Genomic DNA, 21,110 nt, shown 5'->3' with positions numbered 1-21,110 from the left:
ATAAACCGCCTAATCTGGCAAAGCCGGAAGCTGGGCGGCTGGGATGCTGGGATGCTTGGCAGCTAACAACCTTCTCCAATGATACACGCTTTTTCGTGCATGTTTATGATAAAGGGCCTAATTCAAAAGGAGGAACTTATGGATATCAAGAAACTGGCTCCCTGGAATTGGTTCAAACAAGAAGAAGATGCCGGAAAAAAAATGCAAGTACAGCATACCGGACCTCAGGGGCAACACCATCCTTTGTATCATCAGATTCATCAGGAATTTGACCGGTTATTTGACAATATGGTCAGAGGGTTCTGGATGCCTCAAACGAGCCTTTTGGAATCGGATTTCTCACAATTGGGCCACGGCATTCTCAAACCCACTTTAGACATCGGGTCCACGGAAAAGGAGTACGCCGTCACCGTTGAAGTCCCCGGTGTGGACGAAAAGGATATCAAGCTCGAACTTTCCGATAACACACTGACCATTCGAGGAGAAAAGAAGCGAGAGCAAGAGGAAAAGGAAAAAGATTATTACCGCCTTGAACGCTCTTACGGGTCTTTCCAACGAATTCTTTCGTTGCCGGATGACGCAGATCAGGACAACATACAGGCGGGGTTTAAAAAAGGCGTTCTGACCATTACGATACCGCGCAAAGCGTTGCCCAAACCGGATGTGAAGCGGATTGAGGTTAAAAAAGCGACCTAACAAAACCATCTTGATGCAGCGGTGAACCGCCGGCTGCACGCGAATAACCTGAATGAAATGGGAGGGTCACTCTATTGACTGTATGGTTTCGCGTAAGCGACGCATATTAGAAGTTCTTTTCAATCGCATGACTACCTCATAAGCCAGCGGCCGCCATGATGTCCGGGACGGTTTCCTCCTTGCCGATGGCCATGATATGCACCCCGTCGCACAGGTTTTCTTCCTTGATTCGTTTGATCATTCGGCCGGCGATCTCTATTCCCCGGGTCAGGGCTTTTCCTTTGGGGGCTGCGGTCATCTCATCGATCAGGGCCTGGGGAACACTGACGCCCGCGATGTTTTTATTCATAAAACGGGCCATGGGCGCGGAGGTCAATAAAATAATCCCAGCCAGGATTTTCACGTCAAACTGGCGGGCATAGGTCATGAAGGTTTTAAAGTGTTCCAGGTCGTAGACGGCCTGAGTTTGAATGAACTCGGCGCCGGCATCGATTTTTTTCTCGAATTTGATAAGCTGGGGCTCCAGGGGGTCTGCTTCCGGTGTTACGATCGCGCCGGCGCAAAAGGACACCTCGCCGTCCAGATCGTTGCCGCCAAGATCTCTCCCCTTCTCCAGGGTTCGAATCGCTTCCAGCAACTGGCTTGAATCGAGATCAAAGACGCTTTTGGCCTCTTTGTGATCGCCCAGAATAATGGAATCCCCCGTGAGGCACAGCACGTTTTGGACCCCCCGCGTGTGCGCAAAGAGCAAATCCGCTTGCAGGGCCAGCCGGTTTCGGTCCCGGCAGGTCATCTGCAAAATGACCTCTCCGCCCATTTCTTTTGCCAGAATCGCGCCGCCCAGGGACGGATACCGCATGACCGAACTTTGATGATCGGTCACGTTCATGGCATCCACCTTGTCTTTCAGCAACTCGATATGATGCTTGAATTTTTCAAGATTCGTCCCCTTGGGAGGCGCGACCTCGCTGGTCACCACGAATTTTCCCGAACTCAGTGCCGTTTTAAATGATGACACCATGAGACTTGATCCTTTCGTTAAAAGTCACGGGGGAGAGCAGCCAAATGAAAAACCGCGCTGCTATCCTGCCGGCAGTTTCAACTTTCCGGGTTTGGGCTCGCCCTGATGGTTTCTGGGCGGCTGATACTTTTTCATGGCATCGAGCCGGCCAAGTTCCTTTAAGCGGTTGTATATCAAAGTCCACGCGCAGTCCTTGTTGACATCGATCTCGCACATGCCGTGATTGGTGCCGCCGCAGGGGCCGTTGACCAAGCCCTTGTGGCAATTGGTGACCGGGCAAATGCCGCCGGTTTCGCCGATGACGCAGGTACCGCATTGTGTGCAGATTTCATCGTACAGCCCGACGCCGGTCTCCTTGCCGATAAAGAGCGTATCCAGGGCCGGCACCACGAACACCTTCAACTGCCTGGCAATGGTCTGCACCCCAAAGGCGCAGGTCATCACCAGCAGCACGTCCGCCTGATCAATCCGGGCGCCGAATTCGGATAGAACCTCCCGGGTCAGGTTATCACAGGCCACGGGCACCACCGTGAGTCCGGTGACGAGTTTTCCCTTTCCGGAAAGTTTTGCTTTCATGGCGGCGACTTCAGGCTCCCCACCGGTGCGGGTAAGCGTCACACAGGTGCCGCAGCCGATGATAAACACTCTGCCGAGTCCGGTTAAAAGCCGGTCAATTTCTTCTTCCGATTTGGGTTGGGTGATGGATCTGATCATTCGTTTACGATCTCCTTTTCCAGATCACACCGCAGACAACGCCTAGCCTCCCGGTGCGCCTGGTCCTGAGTAAATCCTTTTTCAACCTCTCGAAAATCCGCGACTCTTTCCGCGACCGCTTCATGATCGGCCAAAATCCGGGGTTGATCCTCCGTGAGGGGCTGCTCCAGGGCCAGTCTGGCGCTCGAAGCCCTGGCGGTTTTCTCATCCGAAATTTCAACCCGGCCCTTATCACCGAGCAGATATTTGTCAATGGCAATGGCCGCTCTTCTGCCGGAAGCGATGGCCTGTATGACCGTGCTGGGACCGATGATAAAATCCCCGCCTGAAAAAATCCCGGGAATATTGGTGGCCAACCGGTTGGCGTCTACTTCGAGACCGCCCCACAGGGACCGCTCTATCAGATGGTCCCTGGAGAGAAAAGAGACATCCGGCGCCTGACCGATGGCGATGATCACGGTGTCGGCATCCACCGCCTGTACCGTGTCCTCATCAATACTGAGGCGCGCCTGGCCGTTTTTATCCCAGATGGTGCAACTTCGCGCAAACGCCATGCCGGTGACCCGGCCCGCTTTTGAAAGAATTTCCTTGGGCGCCCACAGGGGATGAATGACCACGCCTTCCTCGACAGCCTCCTTGATATCCTGCTCCCAGGCCGGCATTTCCTGAAGGGTTCTGCGGTAGTAAATCATGACCCCGTCCGCACCCATTCGCAACGCGGTTCTGGCGGCATCAAAAGCCACATTCCCGCCGCCGATCACAATGACCTTTCCGCGCAACCGAATGCCTTTGCCGGTTCGCGCATCCGTCAAAAACTGCAAGCCGTTATACACCCCGTCAAGCTTCTCTTCTTCCCCTGGAATTCTTAAGCGCAAACTGGACTGGGCACCGGCGGCGATAAACACTGCGCTGAAGCCCTCGGCCATCAGATCGTTGACGGTATGCCGGGCATCGATGGGCGTGTCGTAGTGAATGGTGACCCCGCAGCTTTGAATATAGCGCACCTCTTCTTCGATCACCCGTCGCGGCAGACGGAACTCCGGCACCGCAATGCCGAGCATGCCGCCGGCCACGGGCTGGGATTCAAACACCTCTACCCGGTATCCCCGCTTTGCCAGAAAATACCCGCAGGTTAATCCGGCAGGACCCGCCCCCACCACCGCCACCTTGCCGGGTTGCGTGACGGCAAACGGCGTTGCCGCCGTGCCGATGTGCTGAAAATACCAATCTGCGGCATAGCGTTTCAACAGCCGAACGGCCACCGGCGCATCCAGCTCGCCCCGGCGGCATTTGACCTCGCAAGGATGAATACAGATTCGGCCGCACACGGCCGGAAAGGGGTTTCGCTCTCGAATGATCTCCACGGCCGCTTCATAATTTCCTTCGGCAACGGCTGCCACATAATTGGGAACATCAATGCCGGCGGGGCAGGCATGCTGACAGGCCGAAATCACCATGGCATCACAGGCGGCGCCTGCGCAGCGATGTTCCCGAATATGATCCTCATATTCCTTCGTGAAGTATTTAAGGGTGGACAATGCAGGCTTGGGGCAAGTCTGGCCCAGGCCGCACAGGGAGGATTCCATGATGGTTTCACCCAGGGCCTTGATCGTCTCCAAATCCTCGAGTTTGCCCTCTCCGCGGGTAATCCGGGTTAAAATCTCCAGCAACTGGGTCGTTCCGATACGGCACGGCGTGCATTTACCGCAGGATTCGGACTGAGTGAAGTTGAGAAAGAACCGGGCGATCTCCACCATGCAATTATTCTCGTCCATAACCACCATGCCGCCCGAACCCATGATGGCGCCGATGCGCTGAAGGGTATCGTAATCGATGGGCAGGTTGATGAACTGGGCCGGCACACAGCCGCCTGAAGGGCCGCCCATCTGCACCGCCTTAAATTGTCTGCCCTTGGGAATGCCGCCGCCGATATCGTAGACAACCTCCTTGATGGTGACCCCGATGGGAACCTCGACAAGTCCCGTGTTGTTGACCTTGCCGGTCAGGGAGAAGATCTTGGTGCCCTTGCTGTTTTCGGTACCCAGTTCGGCATACCATGCGGCCCCATGGTTGACGATGAGCGGAATATTGGCCCAGGTCTCCACGTTATTGATATTGGTGGGGTTGCCGTCCAACCCCGCCTGCGCGGGGAAAGGGGGCCTGGCCCGGGGCATGCCACGTTTTCCCTCCACGGAGGCCATGAGTGCGGTTTCCTCGCCGCAGACAAAAGCGCCGGATCCCTTGTTGATCGTCATCTCAAAGTGAAAATCCGTGCCCAGAATACTTTTTCCAAGCATGCCGAGCGATGTCATCTGATCAATGGCCAACTGCAGGTGTTCAACGGCCAGGGGATATTCCTCGCGCACATAGATCACCCCGTATTCGGCACCAATCGCATAGGCGCCGATGAGCATGCCTTCCAGCACGGCGTGCGGATCTCCTTCCAAAACCGCACGATCCATAAACGCGCCGGGATCCCCCTCATCCGCGTTACAGACAATGTATTTGGGCCGGCCGGCCGCCTGACGGGTAAACTTCCATTTCAGACCCGTGGAAAACCCGGCGCCGCCCCTGCCCCTGAGTTTGGCGGCCGTGACCTCCTCGATCACCTCATCGGGCGTCATGCGGGTCAGCGCCTTGCTTAAACCCCGGTATCCGCCCGCCGCGATATAATCCTCGATGCGCGTGGGATCGATGCGGCCGCAATTGGCCAGCACCCGGCGAACCTGTTTTCCGAAAAAGGGAATATCCTTTTCATACCGGATCGGCTTTTTGGTTTCCGGATCCATGTAAAGCAGCCGTGACACCGGATCACCGGAAAGAAGGGTTTGCGTCACAATATCAGGGACATCCTCGGGGGTTACCTGGTTATAAAAAATATTTTCCGGCTCGATGGCCATGACCGGGCCCTTTTCGCAAAAGCCGCGACACCCGGTTTTCTTCACCTCAATCGTATCGGCCAGCCCCCGGTCCGAGAGCTCTCGATGCAGCGCATCCATGATTTTCAAGGATCCGCCCGCCCGGCACCCGGTCGTGCAGCAGACCTTGACCGCGGGCTTGGCGTCATCACGGGCACGCAAAATATCTTGCCGAAATGCTTCCAGATGCGAAGGGGTTTCAAGATGTTTTAGGGTCGCCATATACTTGCATCCTCATCCGGCATCGCCGGAAGTCTTCAGTCGACAGTCACCAGTCGACAAATATAAAGGGAAATCCGTCATTGCGTGTCTTCTTCGTGGTCGGGTTTTCCGTATTCGCCCAGCGTGGAGCTGACCTTGGCAGGAGAAACCTTGCCGAAATAATTCTTGTTCACCATCATCGTCGGCGCCAGCGCGCAGGCGCCGAGACAAGCCGCGGTTTCCAGGGTAAACCGGTAATCCGGCGTGGTCTCGCCCTCTCCGACATTCAGCTCCCTTTTCATGAGCCGTAAAAGGCTTTCGCTGCCCTTGACATGGCAGGCCGTTCCCCGGCAGACCTTGATCACGTATTTGCCCTTGGGTTCCAATGAAAACCCGGCGTAAAAATTGATCACTCCCTGAACCTGCGCGGGAAAGAGATTCATCGCCTCGGCAATGGGGTCGATGGTATCGGGCGGAATATAGCCGAAATGCGCCTGAATCTCCTGCAGCAGGGGAATCAGCCCCCATTTTTGGTCTTTAAACTTTTCAATCGTTGCTGCCAGCTTATCCCAATCAATCGGCGGAGGAGTCATTTCATTTCCCTCGATGCTTTTCCCGCTTCGCGGGCATGTTCTTTTCAATCGACCTTTTCCAGCCTGACCGGGCAGGTTTTCCACCCGGCGGGACGAGCCCCTGAAAGCGCGTCCAACCCGATCAGGGCCAGAGCGGAATTATTCTCCACACCCGTCGGCACAAACACCTGCCCCGGCGACAAGTCGCCGTTCACCCGGACATCGCGCGTCAATTCCCCGCAGTGGGAGACAATGCGCACTCGCCCTGCGTCGCTTACATTCAGCGCTTCAGCGTCCTGCGGCGATATCTCCGCGCGCGCTTGAACATCGACCGCCCGAATGCGCGGAGAAAGGCCGGTTCTCGTGCCGCTGCCCAGATGATACCGCTGTGAGCCGATAATCGCCGTCACCGGGAAGTCTTCGGCAACGGGCGCCTCTTCAGTGGACACCACCGCCGAAAAGGATATCGGATGCGCCCCGTTTGGTTGCTCCGCCCCGATCCAGCCCTGTGCCCGACCATCCAGTTGGGCATACATGGGCACCAGCCGCCGAATTTCTTCGTCTATTTTATCCACACTGCCATAAGGCGCCGCGTTCCCCATTTTCCCGCCCAGTGAATCGAGAATCCACCAGTCCGCCCGGGCAAGGCCCGGCGGCGAGACCACCGGCGAGAACGACTGAATGCGGCCTTCCAGATTCGTGAAAGCGCCGCCCTTTTCGCTGAATGCGGCACCGGAAAGCACGACATCGGCGATCGCCGTGGTCTCGTTCTGCACGATGTCCTGAACCACCAGAAATTCCAGTTTTTGAAGCGCTTTTTTCACGCGATCGGACTCGGGCAGGGATCGAACCGGGTTTTCCCCCATGATATAAAGCGCCTTCAAAAACCCTTTTTCCGCCGCCTCAATCATTCGCACCATATCCAGGCCCGGATCCGGCGACAAGGTGGTTTTCCATGCCTTTTCCCAGGATTTGCGAACCGCTTCATGAGTGAGCGACCGGCGACCGGGCAGCAGATTCGGCACCGCCCCCATATCCATGGCACCCATCGCATTGTTTTCCCTTATAAGGACGTAAAACCCCGCGGGACGCACACCGAACCCGCCGGACAAAAGACTTAAGTTGATCAGGGCTCCCAGCGAATGAGCGCCGTATTGCTGCTGCAAAATCCCATGCCCCACCACCACCGATATCTTCTTGCCGTGCAGAAGATCCGCTGCGCGCTCAATTCGGCTTTTTTCTAGCCCGGTCATTCGGCAGACCCGGTCCCTGTTCAGGGAGGAAAGCCCATAGCGATACAGACCGAAGCCTTCCGTATGCTTATCAATAAACGCAGCGTCATACCCGTTTCGCTCCAGCAGGCAAGCCGCCAGCCCGTTCAGCAGTTCCAGATCCGACCGCGGGTTGATCCGCAGCCATGCGGTGGCCCATTTAACCAACTCCGTTCGCCTGGGGTCCACCACGATCAGAGGGACCCCTCTTTGCGCCGCCCGCTTCAGGTAATAGCTGACCACGGGCACCGAGTGGTTGGGATCCGCGCCGATCACCAGGATGCTCTCGGCGCTGTCAAGCCATGACAGCGGGTTGCGCCGCCATCTGCCGCCGGTCTTTTCATCCAAATGCATCACCAGGCGTTGGCCGGAAACGAACCCGCCGTTATCGATGTGGTTCGTTTGGACGGTAACGCGAGCAAGCTTTTGAAACAGGTAATTTTCCTCAAGGGTGCATTTGGATGAACCCAGAAATCCGATGCTCTGCGGACCGCTTTGCGCAATAATCCGCCTGAAGCGATCCGACACCCGGCAGAGTGCCGCCTCCCAGGATGCCGGCGCGAGGTCGGATTCTCCGGTGTCCGGATGAGGGGTTCGAATCAAAGGCCCGTGAAGCCGTTTCGGGGTATTCAGAAAATCATGGGCAAAGTGGCCGCGAACACAGAGCGTGGCACCATTGACCGAATCGGGCCCGCCTGCGGGATTGACTTCAGTGATTTTTTCATAGGCTGCGCCCATCGCAAGCCGGCATCCCACCCCGCAAAAGCCGCAAACGGAATCGGATTCAACGACCGGCGTGCCCACATAGGCGCCGCCTTTGAGTGCCAAGGCGCCCGTGGGACAGATTGAAACGCAGGTGCCGCAAAACGTGCATTCCGAAGCGCCCAGATCCGCTTCATGGACGGTTGCCGGCCTGGAGCGAAACCCACGATGATTATAGTCGATCGCTCCCACCGCCACCAGTTCATGGTCCGCCCGAATGCATTTTCCGCAGAGAATGCACTTGCTCAAATCCCGGGTTATAAAAGGGTTTGCCTGCTCCAGCGGCCTTGCGTTGGCCATGGGATAAAGATGCGTCTCTCCCACGCCGTATTGGGCCGCGACCTGACGCAGCCCGCAGCGGTTTCCCTTGCTGCACACGATGCAGGATTCCGGGTGCTCGGCGATCATGAGGCGAATAATGTTCCGCCGGTGATTCACGACTCTGGGCGAGTGGGTCTGCACCGCCAGGTGCGGGGCCACCGGCGTGACGCAGGCCGCCATCAGGCGACCCGTTTTTTCATCTTCCACCAGACAAAGCCGGCACGCGCCGAAGGGTTTTAAATCCGGGTGATGGCATAATCTCGGAATCCGAATGCCGAGCTGGTCGGCGGCTTCGAGAATACTGGTGCCGGCCCGGCAACTGACGGTTTTCCCGTCAATGGAAATGACCATGTTTTCCACAAAAAGCACTCCTTTTGCGAAGTTGATAGTGGTCTAGGAACGAATCGGCGCTTCGCCCGCTTTTTTCGAAAGCATCCCGCTTAGAGGCTATTTCAGCCGGGCGGCATCCAGATAGAGCCGAAGTTTGTCTTCTCCGCCGATGGTAATGATATGAACCCCCTGGCAAAGATGTTTCAACCCGTTGACGGTATCAGAAAAAATTTCAATGCTCGCCTTCTGTCGGTCCGGCTCCCGGGTCATCTTTTGTATCATCCACTCCGGCACCATACCGGACTTCAGATGCCGGTTAAGAAACCGGGCCATGCCGGCCGTTCGCAAGATCATGACTTCCGCGATGACGGGAACCCCGAACGTATCGATTCGTTTTAGAAATTTGGCAAACTGATCCAGGTCGAACACCGGCGTAGTCAAAAAATACCCCGCGCCGACTTTGGTCATCTCTTCCATTTCCCTTAATTCCAGATCCGGCACCTGTTTGCCCCAGCAGGACTCCACACCGGAACCGATCAGAAAATCGGGTGCCGAGGGCAATGCTTCCCCGTCAACGGTATGGCCTTGCCGGATATGCGCCAATACGGATTGCAGTTTTCCCGCATCCACATGAAAAAACATCATTTCCTGCAAACTATCACCCGTAATGCGATAATCTTCGGTAAATACCAGAAGGTTTTCGATGCCGCTCTGGTGCGCGTCGATCAAATCCTTTTGCAGTTGAAGGCGATTTTTATCCCGGGTCGTGGTTTGATAGATCGGCTCGATCTGGCTTTGCTGAAGAAGCTGACAGGTCTTAATGGTGTCGCCGACCACGCCCTCCAACTCCACCTTGGTCAGCGATACGCCGTCCACACGACCGCGAATCGGGGCAAGGCTGCGCACCAGATCTTCCGGCGTGTCATCGATCGGGGTCTGGATTTCCGATGTGACGACAAACTGCTTTTTTTCAATCGCTTCCTTGAGCTTCATGGGGCCTCCTCTTAACGTTGAGAACCGGCGACCAGAGCCAATGAGCATTCAAGCAGATTGATTTCAGCGCAACTGGAGCTGTCGGGCGACTTCTTCTTTCAGTTGAGGCAGCGGGAAAGGCTTGGAGAAACAGGCGTCTGCGCCATACTCCGTCATCTTTTTAAATTTTTCTTCGTCCAGATAAGCGGACAACACGATGATCTTCATGTGTCGGGTATCCGGGTGGTCCTTGATCCTTTTGCAGACCTCATAGCCCTTGATATCCGGCATCATGATATCGAGAATCATCAGATGCGGCGCAAAATGGTTCACCTGAAGCCCGGCTTCAAATCCATCTGAGGCTGAGATCACCTCATAGTCGAATTCATCTTCTTCCAGGGCCTGCACAATGGTTTCCACGATAATCGGGTCATCATCCACCACCAGGATTCTGATTCTCTCATCGGCCACACCGGTTTCGGGAATCGGTATGCCCTGCTTTCTCATAAACGCTTCAAGATCGCTGCGGTTGATGCGGCGATGGCCGCCGACGGTTTTATAGGCTTTGATGTGTCCGGCTTCGATCCAGTTAATGATGGTTTTGCTGGACACGCTACAGTACTGACTGGCTTTGAATACGGTGAGGATATCTTCCATGGGAGCGGGCTCCTTTGCTCTATATTTTGAAATATAGTTATTTCATCTATTACAGTTAAAAACCGCCATGTCAACACAAATTCGCAATAATAGTTAAATTAACTATTATAACAGTTAGTTAAAATTTATTTATTACATATATAGTCATTGATAAACATATTTTTTTTATAGTTATTTCAGCTTTTATAGCTTGATACCGGCGGGAACATTCCGCATCTTCCCGCGTTGACAGCCGCGTCCGCAGCCGGACCGGCGAAAAGCGGAAGCATGATGAATCAATCGTCGTGGCAAGGCAGGGTGATTATAAACGTGGTGCCGGCGCCGGGCTTGCTCTCCACCCGAATATCACCGCCGTGGTCCTTGATAAACCCGTAACAGACGGACAAGCCGAGGCCAACGCCTTTGACGCTGTCCTTGGTGGTAAAAAAACTGTCAAATATTTTTCCCAAATGCGCTTTCTGAATGCCGATCCCGTTATCGGACACATCGACACGAACCCGACCGGCGTCGCTGCCGGTACGCACGCGCAGCTCCCCTCCCTCCGGCATGGCGTCCATTGCATTTTTGATCAGGTTGATAAATACTTGGCGCAATTGATTTCTGGAAGCGAAAATATTCGGCAGATCCTCTGAAAGGGCCGCGGAAATTCGTATGTTGTTTTCAAGCAATTGTTTTCCATGCAGCGACAGGATTTCATCCAACAGCATGTTGATATTCACGACCGCCTTTTCTTCCTGGTCCGGCTTGGAAAAGGAGAGCATTTTTTTGAGCAGGTCACTTAAGCGCATGGTTTCCGAAAGAGCCATTTCCAAAATTTTGCGACGCCTGTTTTCCGGTGGAATCTCTGTTTTCATCAGTTCCAGCGTGTTCATGATTCCGTAAAGCGGGTTGTTGAGTTCATGGGCGATCTGAGAGGTCAGTCTTCCCATGGCGGCCAGTTTTTCAGCCTGCAGCAACTGCGCCTGGGTTCGCTGCAACGCCCTCTCCATTTCGAGCCGCTCTTCGAGATCCACAAAGGAGCCGACGGAGGCGACCTCCTTTCCGCCGGCATCATATAAAATCGCCGCGGACAGGTTACCTTCCACCCCGGTGCCGTCCTTTTTTAAAAATATCATGGGATAGGCGCGCAGCTTGCCCACGCCCCCATAGTCCGGGCCACGCATCATCTTCATGACCTTAAAGGCCATGTCGTCCGGATAAATATCTTGAATATTGATTTTCCCGATAACTTCTTCTGCCCGATACCCCAGTGTTTCTTCCGCGGCAGGATTCCAGATCATGATGCTGCCCTTCATGTCGGCCGCAATGATGGGGTTGGGGGAACTTTTTATAATTTTATTTATGAAATCATAGGCTTCTTTTAACTCTTTCTCCATCAGCTTTCGCTGGGTAATATCCACATTCAGCCCTTCATAACCAATGATGATTCCCTTTTGGTCGTATCGCGCATGGCCTGTCAGCAGGACAGACACCGTGCCGCCGTCTTTTTTCCTGAATTCAACCTCCTGGCTCACCACCCGGCCGTCACGCGCGATCGCCTCCTGGAATCGTTTCCGATCCTCCGGCCGCACGTAAAGATCCCGTGCGATATCCAGCGTCAAAAACTCCGCCTCACTGCTGTATCCCAGCATATCCAGAAGCGCTTTGTTGACTTTGATGAACCTGCCGTCCTTGCTGCTGATAAAAACGCCGCATTCAACCAACTCAAAAAGCCTTTTAAAGTCTTCTTCCGAGGCCCTGAGTTTTTCTTCCATCAATTTTCTCTGGGACTGGTCAACGATGATCCCTTCATAGCCTACGATCTCGCCCTGTGAATTTAATCGGACATGACTGGTAAGAAGAACGGTTAACGGGCGTTTATCCTTGCGCTTGAACTCGGCTTCATAATCGATCACCCGGCCGTCGCGTTCGACCATTTCCTGGAATTTCACCCGATCCGCCGGCCGCAGATATAAATCCGTTGCAATATCGATTTTCGAAAATTCTTCCTTGCTTTCATACCCCAGCATTTCGATCAAGGCCCGATTTGCATTCAAGACCTTGCCCTCCTTGTTGCTGATATACACGCCGCATCCCACATTCTCGAAAAGGTATTCGTAATCCTTTTCAGATGCCCGCAACCGCGCCTGGCTTTGCTTTCTCAGCGTGATATCCCGACAAATACTCAGCATGGAGACGCTGCCGCCATCCGGGCTTTTGAGGGGCACATCAATGATGTCGTAATACTTATTGGTCGCCGGAAACCGCACTTCCCGCCGCTGCGTTTTGCCGTCAAAAACCTCCTGGGCCAAACACCACGGGCACTTCTCCCTCAGTCGGTGAATGACTTCGAAACAATTTTTCCCGACACCGTTCCCCAACTCTCTGATCATGGCCGAATTCATGTATTCCAGCTTAAATTCCCGGCCGACGACGTAAATGCCGTCTTCGATCGCTTCAAGAATGGCGGATGCAATTTGAATTTTTTTATCCATGGCGGTTATCCTTATCAAACATGATCATTGCGCGGCTGCAAGCCGGCCAGCCCGGCCATCGTTGCCAATATATATTAATCAGACGTTACGTGCTATAGACGAATAGACAAAAGCATGCGGACAAGGCTGTTGGTCCGCCGGTTGAGGAGAAACGTGTGGCCCCCTGGAAAAACATAGAAAGTGCCGGTGGTTGAACGGTTTTTCTTGCACAAGGAATAGCAAATATAATATTTTGCCGAATAAATTGAATCACTAATAACACGTATGGTGGCCTTTCGCTCGCCACCAAATAGAGGCAATTCGATGCGAACATACGGACGGCCTTCAAAAAAATAGCAGGGCGTGGTGAACATGGATAAAAAAAAGCTCAGCGAACGAGACATCTGCACAAAGTTCATCACACCAGCCATCGAACAGGCAGGTTGGCAGCAACTAAAAACCAAAATGGCCAAGGGCTGGATTGCCGAGCTGGAAAAGACGCAGGCCATTGAGAGGACCTCCTTGCCGGATATCGCGGAGGTGGCCTGATGCCCACCTGCTGGATGATCGCCGGTCCCAACGGTGCGGGGAAAACCACCTTTGCGCTGGATTATCTCCCCGAGGTGACGGGCTGCTCGAACTTTATTAACGCGGATCTGATCGCGGCCGGTTTATCCCCGCTGGCGCCGAACCGGGAACTCGTTGCGGCAAGCCGACTTTTTCTACAAGAAATAGAGGCACGTATTGGCCGAGGAGAGGATTTCGCTTTTGAAACCACACTTTCGGGACGGGGTCACTTAAAACTGATCAACCGCTTGAGAAAGGACGGCTGGCAGGTGGAGTTGATATACCTTGCGCTCCCCAATGTCGAAACGTCCAAATTCAGGGTGGCCGAGCGCGTTTCACACGGCGGCCACAGCATTCCGGAGCGGGACATTGTACGGCGGTTTCCGCGCAGTCTTATCAACCTGTTCACCTTATTCAGCTCTGCGGTGAATCGTTGCGTATGCTTGATGAATGACACCAAAGACCCTGTTTTGACTTTCGAGCAACAGGGAAAAAACCGTGATATTCATCAAGAGGCTTATTTTAAACTGTTATCTAAGGAGGCCGGATTATGACGACCACTTATAAAAAGACACCCTCGGAACATAGCATTAAGATATTGAAATCTCTTAAAAGAACGGTTGAAAAAACTCTGGAGAAAAAACGCAGACTCGGCCACTATTTCGTGATCTGGGACGGCAAAAAACCGGTGATGCAGGGTGATGATGCCCCTACCCCCAAGGACTGAACATGCACATTGAACAGCCGAAGATAAGCGACTTTCGAAATCAAAAGGATGTTGAAGTTCGTTTCACACAGGCAGTGCCTGCATCGCTCGTTGACAAGGTATATTAATTGAATACAGCATGCTATAAACGGATCAACAGAAAAACGAGAACGAGGCTGTTCATCCGCCGGTTAAGGAAAACCATTTGATTCCATGGGAAAAGCTCGACGAAGCGCAAGTCCCTGAATATGAGGGAAAAGTCACGCTACTGAAGCGAGGTGCGGAATTTTCGCTTCGGACTGCGGGAACCGAGCTGATGAACAGCCGCCGCCACGGCTCCGAAGATGCCTTGGCTGAGATCACTTGCCGCCGTTTGAAACGAAAACCCGGCGCGCGGATTCTCATCGGCGGCCTCGGAATGGGCTACACGCTTGCGACGGCACTTAAACACTCGGCGCCGGATGCGCGCATCACCGTATCGGAGCTGATTCCGGCAGTCGTCAAATGGAACCGGGAATACCTGGGGCACCTTGCCGGCATGCCGCTGAATGATTCACGGGTATCCCTTCGAGAAGAAGATGTGTCGGAAACCATCGGGAAACAAGAATCCGCCTGGGATGCCATTCTTCTTGACGTGGACAACGGCCCCGGCGGGCTTACCCGCAAAGCCAATGACCGCCTCTACGGAAGATCCGGCCTAAAAAAGGCCTTTTCCGCGCTCGCGCCCGAAGGGATTCTGGCTGTCTGGTCTTGCGGGGTAGACGAGCCCTTTGGCCACCGCCTGAAACAGTGCGGCTTTGGAATGGAAACCCTAACCGTGAGCGCCAGAAAGCCGGGAAAAGGCGGCAAGCACATTCTCTGGATCGCCCGAAAACCGGGCGGCACCACAGGAAACAGCTCATCGAAAAAATAAGGAAATTTCCAAATGACCAACGGAACCCAAAGAGCCGATATTCTATCCGGCCAAAAAGTTTCCATTGTTTTGAAGCAGGACCAGAGAAGCGGAAAACTGACCGAAGGCATCGTGCGGGATATTCTGACAAAATCCCCCACGCATCCTCACGGAATAAAGGTCCGTCTGGAAAACGGCCTGGTTGGAAGGGTTAAAGCCATTCAAGACTGACCCTCCGAATTCGAGGTCGGTATTGCACCCGACAGCCTATTCCTTGACTGGTTAACCTAACCCGGCAAGGCCGGGAGCTGGGATGCTGGGATGCTGGAATGCTGGGATGCATAAAAGCCATCTTTCACCTTCGGCGAATATACACGCTAAAGCGTGCATGTTTCTGATAAAGGGCCTTACGTTTTATCGAAGCAGATGAAGGGGATTTCTCGATGAATGACAACTCGCGCCTGGTCTATTCCACCCAAACCGGCAGGATATGCCCGACATGCGGACTACCGGCCGCCGCATGCAGCTGCAAGAAAAGAAAAAAACAAAACCAGCCGGCACCGTACCCCGTCCAGAGTAAACACGACGGAATCGTTCGCATTCAAAAAGAGGTGAAAGGCCGCGGCGGCAAATGCGTCAGCGTCATTTATGGATTGGAGATGGATGACACCCGGCTTAAGCAGATAGCCAAACAGTTGAAATCTATTTGCGGGACCGGTGGCGCCGTCAAAGACGGCACCATTATCATTCAGGGAGATCATCGCCAAAAATTGCAGGCCGAGCTTCAACAGCAAGGGATAGTAGCCAAGTTGGCCGGAGGATGACAACGCGATCACACAAAAAAAACCGGGCACAATCAATGGCCCGGTTTTTCTGATTCTATTGGCTTTAATACCGGTTATTCCGCCATAACGAACCGGCCGTCCTTTACCTGCACGATCACCATGGAATCCACGTCCAGGCCGTTGTGATCCTCGGGTGTCAGATTATAAACGCCGGAAACCCCCACATAGCCCTTTGTCTGTTCGATGGCCGTGCGCAGGGCATCGGCTTGCGTGCCCGCTTTTTTCATGGCATCGGCCACGATCATGATGGCGTCCCACGCATACCCGGAATGCGTGTTGATGGGAAATTGCTTGTCAAAGCCGTATTGATCCTTGTAGAGCCGAATAAACTCCTTGATGACCGGTTTCTGGGGATCTGAATCCGGCAGGGCGTCGCCCACCATCAGTTTGGTGGCCGGCATGCGATCGCCTTCAGCAGCCTTTCCGGCCAGTTCGATATACTTGGGGTCCGGCAGCCCATGGCATTGAAACAGCGGCAAGTCGATGCCCAATTGGGCTTTATTCTTGGAAACAATGGCGCCGGCAGGTCCAATGGTCCAGACAATCAGGGCCTGGGGCTTGGCATTTTTGACGTTGGTCAACTGGGCCGTCATGTCGGTATCCCTGGGGCCAAAGGATTCTTTGGCCACGATCTCAAGACCGAATTCGGAAGCCATGCTGTTCAGCCACCTTTCCCCGTCCTTGCCGAAACTATCGGATGCGGTAAGCAGGGCTATTTTGGTAAGCCCTTTGTCTTTTAAGTACATATAGAGACGTTTGACCGCTACCGAAGAGCGTTGGGGCGACTTGAACACCCACTCAAACGGTCCCAGTTTGGGGCCGCCCATGATGACCGGATCCCCGCCGACGGTCATGAAGGCGGGCAGCTTTCCCTCGTGAATGATCTTCTTGACCGCCATTCCGGTATCGGTACGGGTGGGACCGATGATGGCGACCACCTTGTCCTTGTAAATGAATTTTTTTGCAATGTTGGCCGCCTTGGCCGGGTCTCCCTCGGTGTCGCCAATGATCAACTCAAGCTTTTGGCCGTTGACACCCCCTTCGTGGTTGATTTTGTCCACAACCATCTCGGCCACCAGCTTGGTCGGCGTGCCGATAAACGCGGCCGGACCGGACAGGTCAAAAAAAGCGCCTAGTTTAATGGTCTCCCCGGCGGTTGCGATTCCCGCGAACATCCCCATTGCCAGTGCGGCGACCACAGCCGCCAATCGATGTGCTGGTCTCATCATTTTTCCCCTCCTTTTGAAATTTTTCGACGATGATGTTAAAATTTCTGTGATAGCAACGGCCTTAAACGATTTCATCCGTAATTCGGGTATCAAACACCCGCTGACTCTTGCGTTCGGAACGCGGCAGATGGCCGTAATCCACCAATTCGACATCCACGGACACCAGCATCTGCCTTTTGACTTGATAGGTTATTTCATGTATCAGCTCGTGCGAGCGCTGCCGGTCCACGCCCTCGCCGCGCTCAATGAACACCTTCATGGTATCGCGGCCCGAGCTTTCGTCCCGGGTCAGATGAATCTGGTATTCCGAGCCCAGTCCGGGAATGGCGGACAGAATGGTGTCGATCGTGGAGGGGTAGATATTGACCCCCCGGAATTTGATGGTATCGTCACTGCGCCCCTTGATTCGGGAATGGCGCGGCATGATCGACCCGCAAGTGCAGCGCCCGGGGATAATGCGGGTGATGTCCCGGGTACGGTAACGAATCAGCGGAGCCGCCTCCTTGGCCAGAGTGGTGACCACCATTTCCCCCCACTCGCCGGGAGGAAGCGGTTGCAAGGTCTCCGGGTCAACGATTTCCAGAATATAATAATCCCCCCAATAGTGAATGCAGTCGTGATTCGGGCACTCGATGCCGGTGCCGGGGCCGTACAATTCGGTAAGACCCGTAATGTCGAACAATTCGGCGCCGCCGAAGAGCTCGGAGATCTTCCGGCGCATGGACCGGGAGGTGCGTTCGGACCCGTAGATGATCTTTCGAATGTGAATCTTGTCGGCAATCGCCCGGCGGTGAATCTCTTCAGCCATAAGGAGCGCCATCGAAGCGGTGCTGCAAAACACGGTGGAACGAAGATCCTGCATAAACTGAAGGTGCATATCAATATTGCCCGGTCCCACCGGAACCGCCATGGCGCCGATTTTTTCGCATCCCAGTTGAAATCCCATCCCGGCTGTCCAGATGCCGTAGCCCACGGCGATCTGAACCCGATCCAGAGGCGTCACACCGGCCATGGCATAACAGCGGGCGAAAAAATGAACCCAGTCATCAATGTCCTTCTGCGTGTACCCCAATATTTTGCGTTTGCCCGTGGTGCCGGAGCTGGCATGAACCCGGACGATCTGTTCAAAGGGAACCGAGCGAAGCGGAAAAGGATAAAATTCCCGCAGGTTATCGGTGGTGGTAAAGGGCAGCCGGGTCAAATCCGCGAGACTGCAAACGGCATCCGGCGTTATACCGGCCTGCTCCAGGCGCTGACGGTAAAAGGAAGAGCCTTCAAAGGCGTGCCGAACGGTCCATTGCAGCCCCTTCAACTGATGAGCGGCCAAGGCCTCTTCATCCTGAAAATCGGGCATTAAGCTGAGCTGATTCATGAGAGGTTTCTCCAAACGAATATTGGTCAGACCGGCCGCACCCAGCCGGCTGGCTTCGGGTTTCTCATCACTGGCAGCGCCCAGAAAGGCGATGCGCAATTTTGAATCGTTGAGCAGATCGCTGCTGCGCCCCTGCTCGACAATCCGTCCACCGGCCATCAAAAACGCCTTGTCCGAGGCGGACAGCGCGCGGGCGGCGTTTTGTTCCACCAGCAGGATGGTCACCCCGGATCGGGCCAGTGAATGGATAATGGCAAAAATTTCATCCGTGATCAGGGGCGCCAGCCCCAGGCTCGGTTCATCGAGCAGCAGCAATCTGGGGTGCGCCATCAGGGCGCGTCCCATGGCCAGCATCTGCTGCTCTCCGCCGGAAAGCGTTCCCGCCGCCTGAGTCTGCCGTTCCCTCAGGCGCTCAAACCGGCCGTACACCGCTTGCATTCGGGTGAAGACTTCCTTGCGGCCGATCTTCAGCGCTACGGCCCCCAATTCAAGGTTCTCCCGAACCGTCAGATGGGGAAATACTTCCCGGCCCTCTGGCGTCAACGCCAACCCCTTTCGCACCATTCGCGCAGGGGATGCGCCCGTGACCGCAACGCCGTCCAGCAACACCTCGCCGGCCGACGGCGTGAGCAGTCCCATGAGGCACTTTAAAAGGGTCGTTTTCCCGGCGCCGTTGGCACCCACCAAGGCCACGGTTTCCCCTTCGTTTACAGACAGATTGATGCCGAAAAGGGCCTGGGCTGCCCCGTAATGGGCCGTTAACCCGTTGATGACCAGCAAGGGAGAACTCATTGAGCTTGCTTTCTCATCAGGCAACCGCCTCCATGCGCCCCAGGTAGGCTTCCAATACCAGGGGATTACTTCGCACCTGCGCCGGGGTTCCCCGGGCGATGCAGCGTCCGCTGTCCAGAACCACCACCTTGTCGGCTACCTCCATTACCAGTTCCATGTCGTGTTCCACCAGCAGCATGGTATGGCCGGCCGCTCTCTGTTGCCGAATGTGGCGCGCGATCTGAGCCGTTTCCTCCGTGTTCAGCCCGGCCACGGGTTCATCCAGAAGAACTATCCTGGGATCACCCGCAAAGGCCCGGGCCAACTCAACCCGTTTTTTTTCGCCGTAGGATAGGGCTGCTGCCGGCCAGTCGGCTTTTGTCCCCAACCCGAAGGTGTCCAGCACTTCAAATGCAGCCAGCCGCAAGGATCGCTCCTGGTGGCGCAATGAAGGCAACCGCAGCATGGATCGAATAAATGACTTTTCCGCCGCCACGGTCAACCCGGTCAGCACATTGTCCAGCACGGACAAGCGTGAAAACAGTTTCAGGTTCTGAAAGGTGCGCGCGACTCCGAAGGCTGCGATTTGGTGCGCCGGCAATTTTTCAATGGAATGATGCTCCAACAAAATGGTGCCCGTCTGACAGTTATCCACCCCGCTGATACAGTTGATCAGGGTCGATTTACCGGCGCCGTTGGGACCGATCAGGGCCGTGACGCGTCCGGGTTCCACTCGAAAGCTCACATCCTGCAAGGCGGGCAGCCCACCGAACCATCTTGTGACGTTTTTGAGGTCAAGCATCTTATTTTATCCCCGGTTTTCTCCCCAGCGCCAGGCGCGTGCGCACCGCATCGGTAATGCCGGTAACCAGCCCCTGAGGGAGAAACATCAGGATCAGTACCACAATCAGGCCATGAAGAATATCCTTATAAGCGTCCAACGCTTCGATCCATTCGGGCAGCAAGGTGATCAAGGCCGTGCCGAACAAAGATCCCCAAATGGACCCCATGCCGCCCACAATCACCATGATCACAAACTCCAGCGACACAAAAATACTAAAGGACTCGGGGCTGACAAAGGCGTAGCAATGGGCAAAAAGACTTCCGGCCAGGGACGCAAAAACAGCCGACAGAATAAAGACTTTGACTTTGGCCCGTTTGGTATCCACACCCAGGGCGGAAGCGGCGGTCTCATCTTCAGCCAGGGCGGCAAGTCCCCTTCCCGCGCCGCTGCGTACGAGGTTAAGGCTCAGCAACAGGCAACCCATCGCAAAGGTCCACAACAAATAATGAAGGCGAATTTCACTGTCAAATACCAGTGGTCCCATGGACAGGTGGGGAATTTCCGCCAGTCCGCCGGGGCCGCCGGTAACCGCATCCCATTGGACCAGCAGCAGGTAAACCACGATATTAAACCCAAGCGTGGCCATGGCCAGGTAGTGCCCGCTGAGTTTCAGCGCCGGCAAGCCGACGGCCAGCGCAATGAAGGCCACCGCTATTGCCACCAGAACCATCACCGGCCAGGCCGGCCACCCTAACGAGATCGTGCCCAGCGCCGACCCGTAGGCGCCGAGCGCAAAAAAGCCGGCATGCCCGAGACTGATCTGGCCGGCATACCCGATAAATAAGTTTAATCCCAGAACAACGAGCAGATGAATGGCAATCAGGTTGGAAAGTCCCAGGTTGTAAGGATTGGACTCATATAAAGGCCATACCACGAGCGCCAGGGATAACGCCAGCACCCACAGGCCCGTTCGGTGAAGATATATAAAATAGACCAGTTTGTCTTTTGACGTCATCATAGGGTATAAACCCCTTAATCAGAAACATGCACGCTTTT

At 54.7% G+C, this 21,110-nt stretch carries 19 protein-coding genes; 7 read left to right on the top strand and 12 right to left on the bottom strand.

Going from position 1 to position 21,110, the window contains the following annotated elements; translation table 11 throughout:
- Positions 1-138 precede the first annotated feature (138 nt).
- Positions 139-696: an Hsp20/alpha crystallin family protein gene (locus RBT11_07900; GenBank protein ID MDX9786683.1), complete on the top strand. Its 558-nt coding sequence runs from the start codon at positions 139-141 to the stop codon at positions 694-696.
- A 136-nt stretch (positions 697-832) separates the two neighbouring features.
- On the opposite strand, the gene RBT11_07895 is transcribed toward RBT11_07900, so the two are convergent.
- The 8 genes from RBT11_07895 to RBT11_07860 form a co-directional block, all read right to left on the bottom strand.
- Positions 833-1,717, bottom strand: a complete 885-nt coding sequence (locus tag RBT11_07895) for a methylenetetrahydrofolate reductase (protein MDX9786682.1) — start codon at positions 1,715-1,717, stop codon at positions 833-835.
- 60 nt (positions 1,718-1,777) lie between these two features.
- Positions 1,778-2,431, bottom strand: coding sequence for a methylenetetrahydrofolate reductase C-terminal domain-containing protein (locus RBT11_07890; GenBank protein MDX9786681.1), 654 nt, complete (start codon positions 2,429-2,431; stop codon positions 1,778-1,780).
- Entirely contained in the window at positions 2,428-5,571 is a 3,144-nt protein-coding gene (locus RBT11_07885) for an NADH-ubiquinone oxidoreductase-F iron-sulfur binding region domain-containing protein (GenBank protein ID MDX9786680.1), read from the bottom strand. Before RBT11_07885 ends, RBT11_07890 begins: the two co-directional genes overlap by 4 nt.
- 77 nt (positions 5,572-5,648) lie before the next feature.
- Positions 5,649-6,143, bottom strand: coding sequence for an NADH-quinone oxidoreductase subunit NuoE (nuoE, locus tag RBT11_07880; GenBank protein ID MDX9786679.1), 495 nt, complete (start codon positions 6,141-6,143; stop codon positions 5,649-5,651).
- Between the two features lie 44 nt (positions 6,144-6,187).
- Positions 6,188-8,827 carry a molybdopterin-dependent oxidoreductase gene (locus tag RBT11_07875; GenBank protein ID MDX9786678.1) on the bottom strand — a complete coding sequence of 880 codons (2,640 nt, stop codon included), beginning with the start codon at positions 8,825-8,827 and terminating at the stop codon, positions 6,188-6,190.
- 96 nt (positions 8,828-8,923) lie between these two features.
- The gene (locus tag RBT11_07870) at positions 8,924-9,799 is read right to left on the bottom strand and encodes a methylenetetrahydrofolate reductase (GenBank protein ID MDX9786677.1); all 876 of its coding nucleotides are present in this window, start codon (positions 9,797-9,799) and stop codon (positions 8,924-8,926) included.
- 63 nt (positions 9,800-9,862) lie between these two features.
- Positions 9,863-10,435 carry a response regulator gene (locus RBT11_07865; GenBank protein ID MDX9786676.1) on the bottom strand — a complete coding sequence of 191 codons (573 nt, stop codon included), beginning with the start codon at positions 10,433-10,435 and terminating at the stop codon, positions 9,863-9,865.
- 275 nt (positions 10,436-10,710) lie between these two features.
- The gene (locus RBT11_07860; protein MDX9786675.1) at positions 10,711-12,909 is read right to left on the bottom strand and encodes a PAS domain S-box protein; all 2,199 of its coding nucleotides are present in this window, start codon (positions 12,907-12,909) and stop codon (positions 10,711-10,713) included.
- Positions 12,910-13,260: 351 nt separating this feature from the next.
- Here RBT11_07860 and RBT11_07855 point away from each other — a divergent pair, with 351 nt between their 5' ends.
- The 6 genes from RBT11_07855 (at position 13,261) to RBT11_07830 (ending at position 15,877) form a co-directional block, all read left to right on the top strand.
- Positions 13,261-13,437, top strand: a complete 177-nt coding sequence (locus RBT11_07855) for a hypothetical protein (GenBank protein MDX9786674.1) — start codon at positions 13,261-13,263, stop codon at positions 13,435-13,437.
- On the top strand, positions 13,437-14,009 hold the full coding sequence (locus tag RBT11_07850; GenBank protein MDX9786673.1) for a Zeta toxin family protein: 573 nt from the start codon (positions 13,437-13,439) through the stop codon (positions 14,007-14,009). Before RBT11_07855 ends, RBT11_07850 begins: the two co-directional genes overlap by 1 nt.
- Positions 14,006-14,182: a hypothetical protein gene (locus tag RBT11_07845; GenBank protein MDX9786672.1), complete on the top strand. Its 177-nt coding sequence runs from the start codon at positions 14,006-14,008 to the stop codon at positions 14,180-14,182. Before RBT11_07850 ends, RBT11_07845 begins: the two co-directional genes overlap by 4 nt.
- A 184-nt stretch (positions 14,183-14,366) precedes the next feature.
- Entirely contained in the window at positions 14,367-15,074 is a 708-nt protein-coding gene (locus RBT11_07840) for a hypothetical protein (protein MDX9786671.1), read from the top strand.
- Between the two features lie 12 nt (positions 15,075-15,086).
- On the top strand, positions 15,087-15,284 hold the full coding sequence (locus RBT11_07835) for a YwbE family protein (protein ID MDX9786670.1): 198 nt from the start codon (positions 15,087-15,089) through the stop codon (positions 15,282-15,284).
- Between the two features lie 212 nt (positions 15,285-15,496).
- Positions 15,497-15,877 (top strand): stress response translation initiation inhibitor YciH, encoded by a 381-nt coding sequence (locus tag RBT11_07830; protein ID MDX9786669.1) that lies wholly within the window; start codon positions 15,497-15,499, stop codon positions 15,875-15,877.
- A gap of 74 nt (positions 15,878-15,951) precedes the next feature.
- On the opposite strand, the gene RBT11_07825 is transcribed toward RBT11_07830, so the two are convergent.
- The 4 genes from RBT11_07825 to RBT11_07810 all read right to left on the bottom strand — a co-directional run bounded on the left by RBT11_07825 (position 15,952) and on the right by RBT11_07810 (position 21,072).
- A complete protein-coding gene (locus RBT11_07825) occupies positions 15,952-17,127 on the bottom strand; it encodes an ABC transporter substrate-binding protein (protein MDX9786668.1) in 1,176 nt (391 codons plus the stop codon).
- 61 nt (positions 17,128-17,188) lie between these two features.
- Complete coding sequence (locus tag RBT11_07820; GenBank protein MDX9786667.1) at positions 17,189-19,291, bottom strand: ATP-binding cassette domain-containing protein; 2,103 nt, start codon at positions 19,289-19,291, stop codon at positions 17,189-17,191.
- A 16-nt stretch (positions 19,292-19,307) separates the two neighbouring features.
- Positions 19,308-20,072, bottom strand: coding sequence for an ABC transporter ATP-binding protein (locus tag RBT11_07815; GenBank protein MDX9786666.1), 765 nt, complete (start codon positions 20,070-20,072; stop codon positions 19,308-19,310).
- 1 nt (position 20,073) lies between these two features.
- Entirely contained in the window at positions 20,074-21,072 is a 999-nt protein-coding gene (locus RBT11_07810; protein MDX9786665.1) for a branched-chain amino acid ABC transporter permease, read from the bottom strand.
- Positions 21,073-21,110 lie beyond the last annotated feature (38 nt).

This window comes from Desulfobacterales bacterium (genome assembly GCA_034003325.1).
GTDB lineage: Bacteria > Desulfobacterota > Desulfobacteria > Desulfobacterales > JAFDDL01 > JAVEYW01.
Note: the sequence above shows the minus strand (reverse complement) of the source record. Positions and strands in the feature narration are given on the sequence as shown.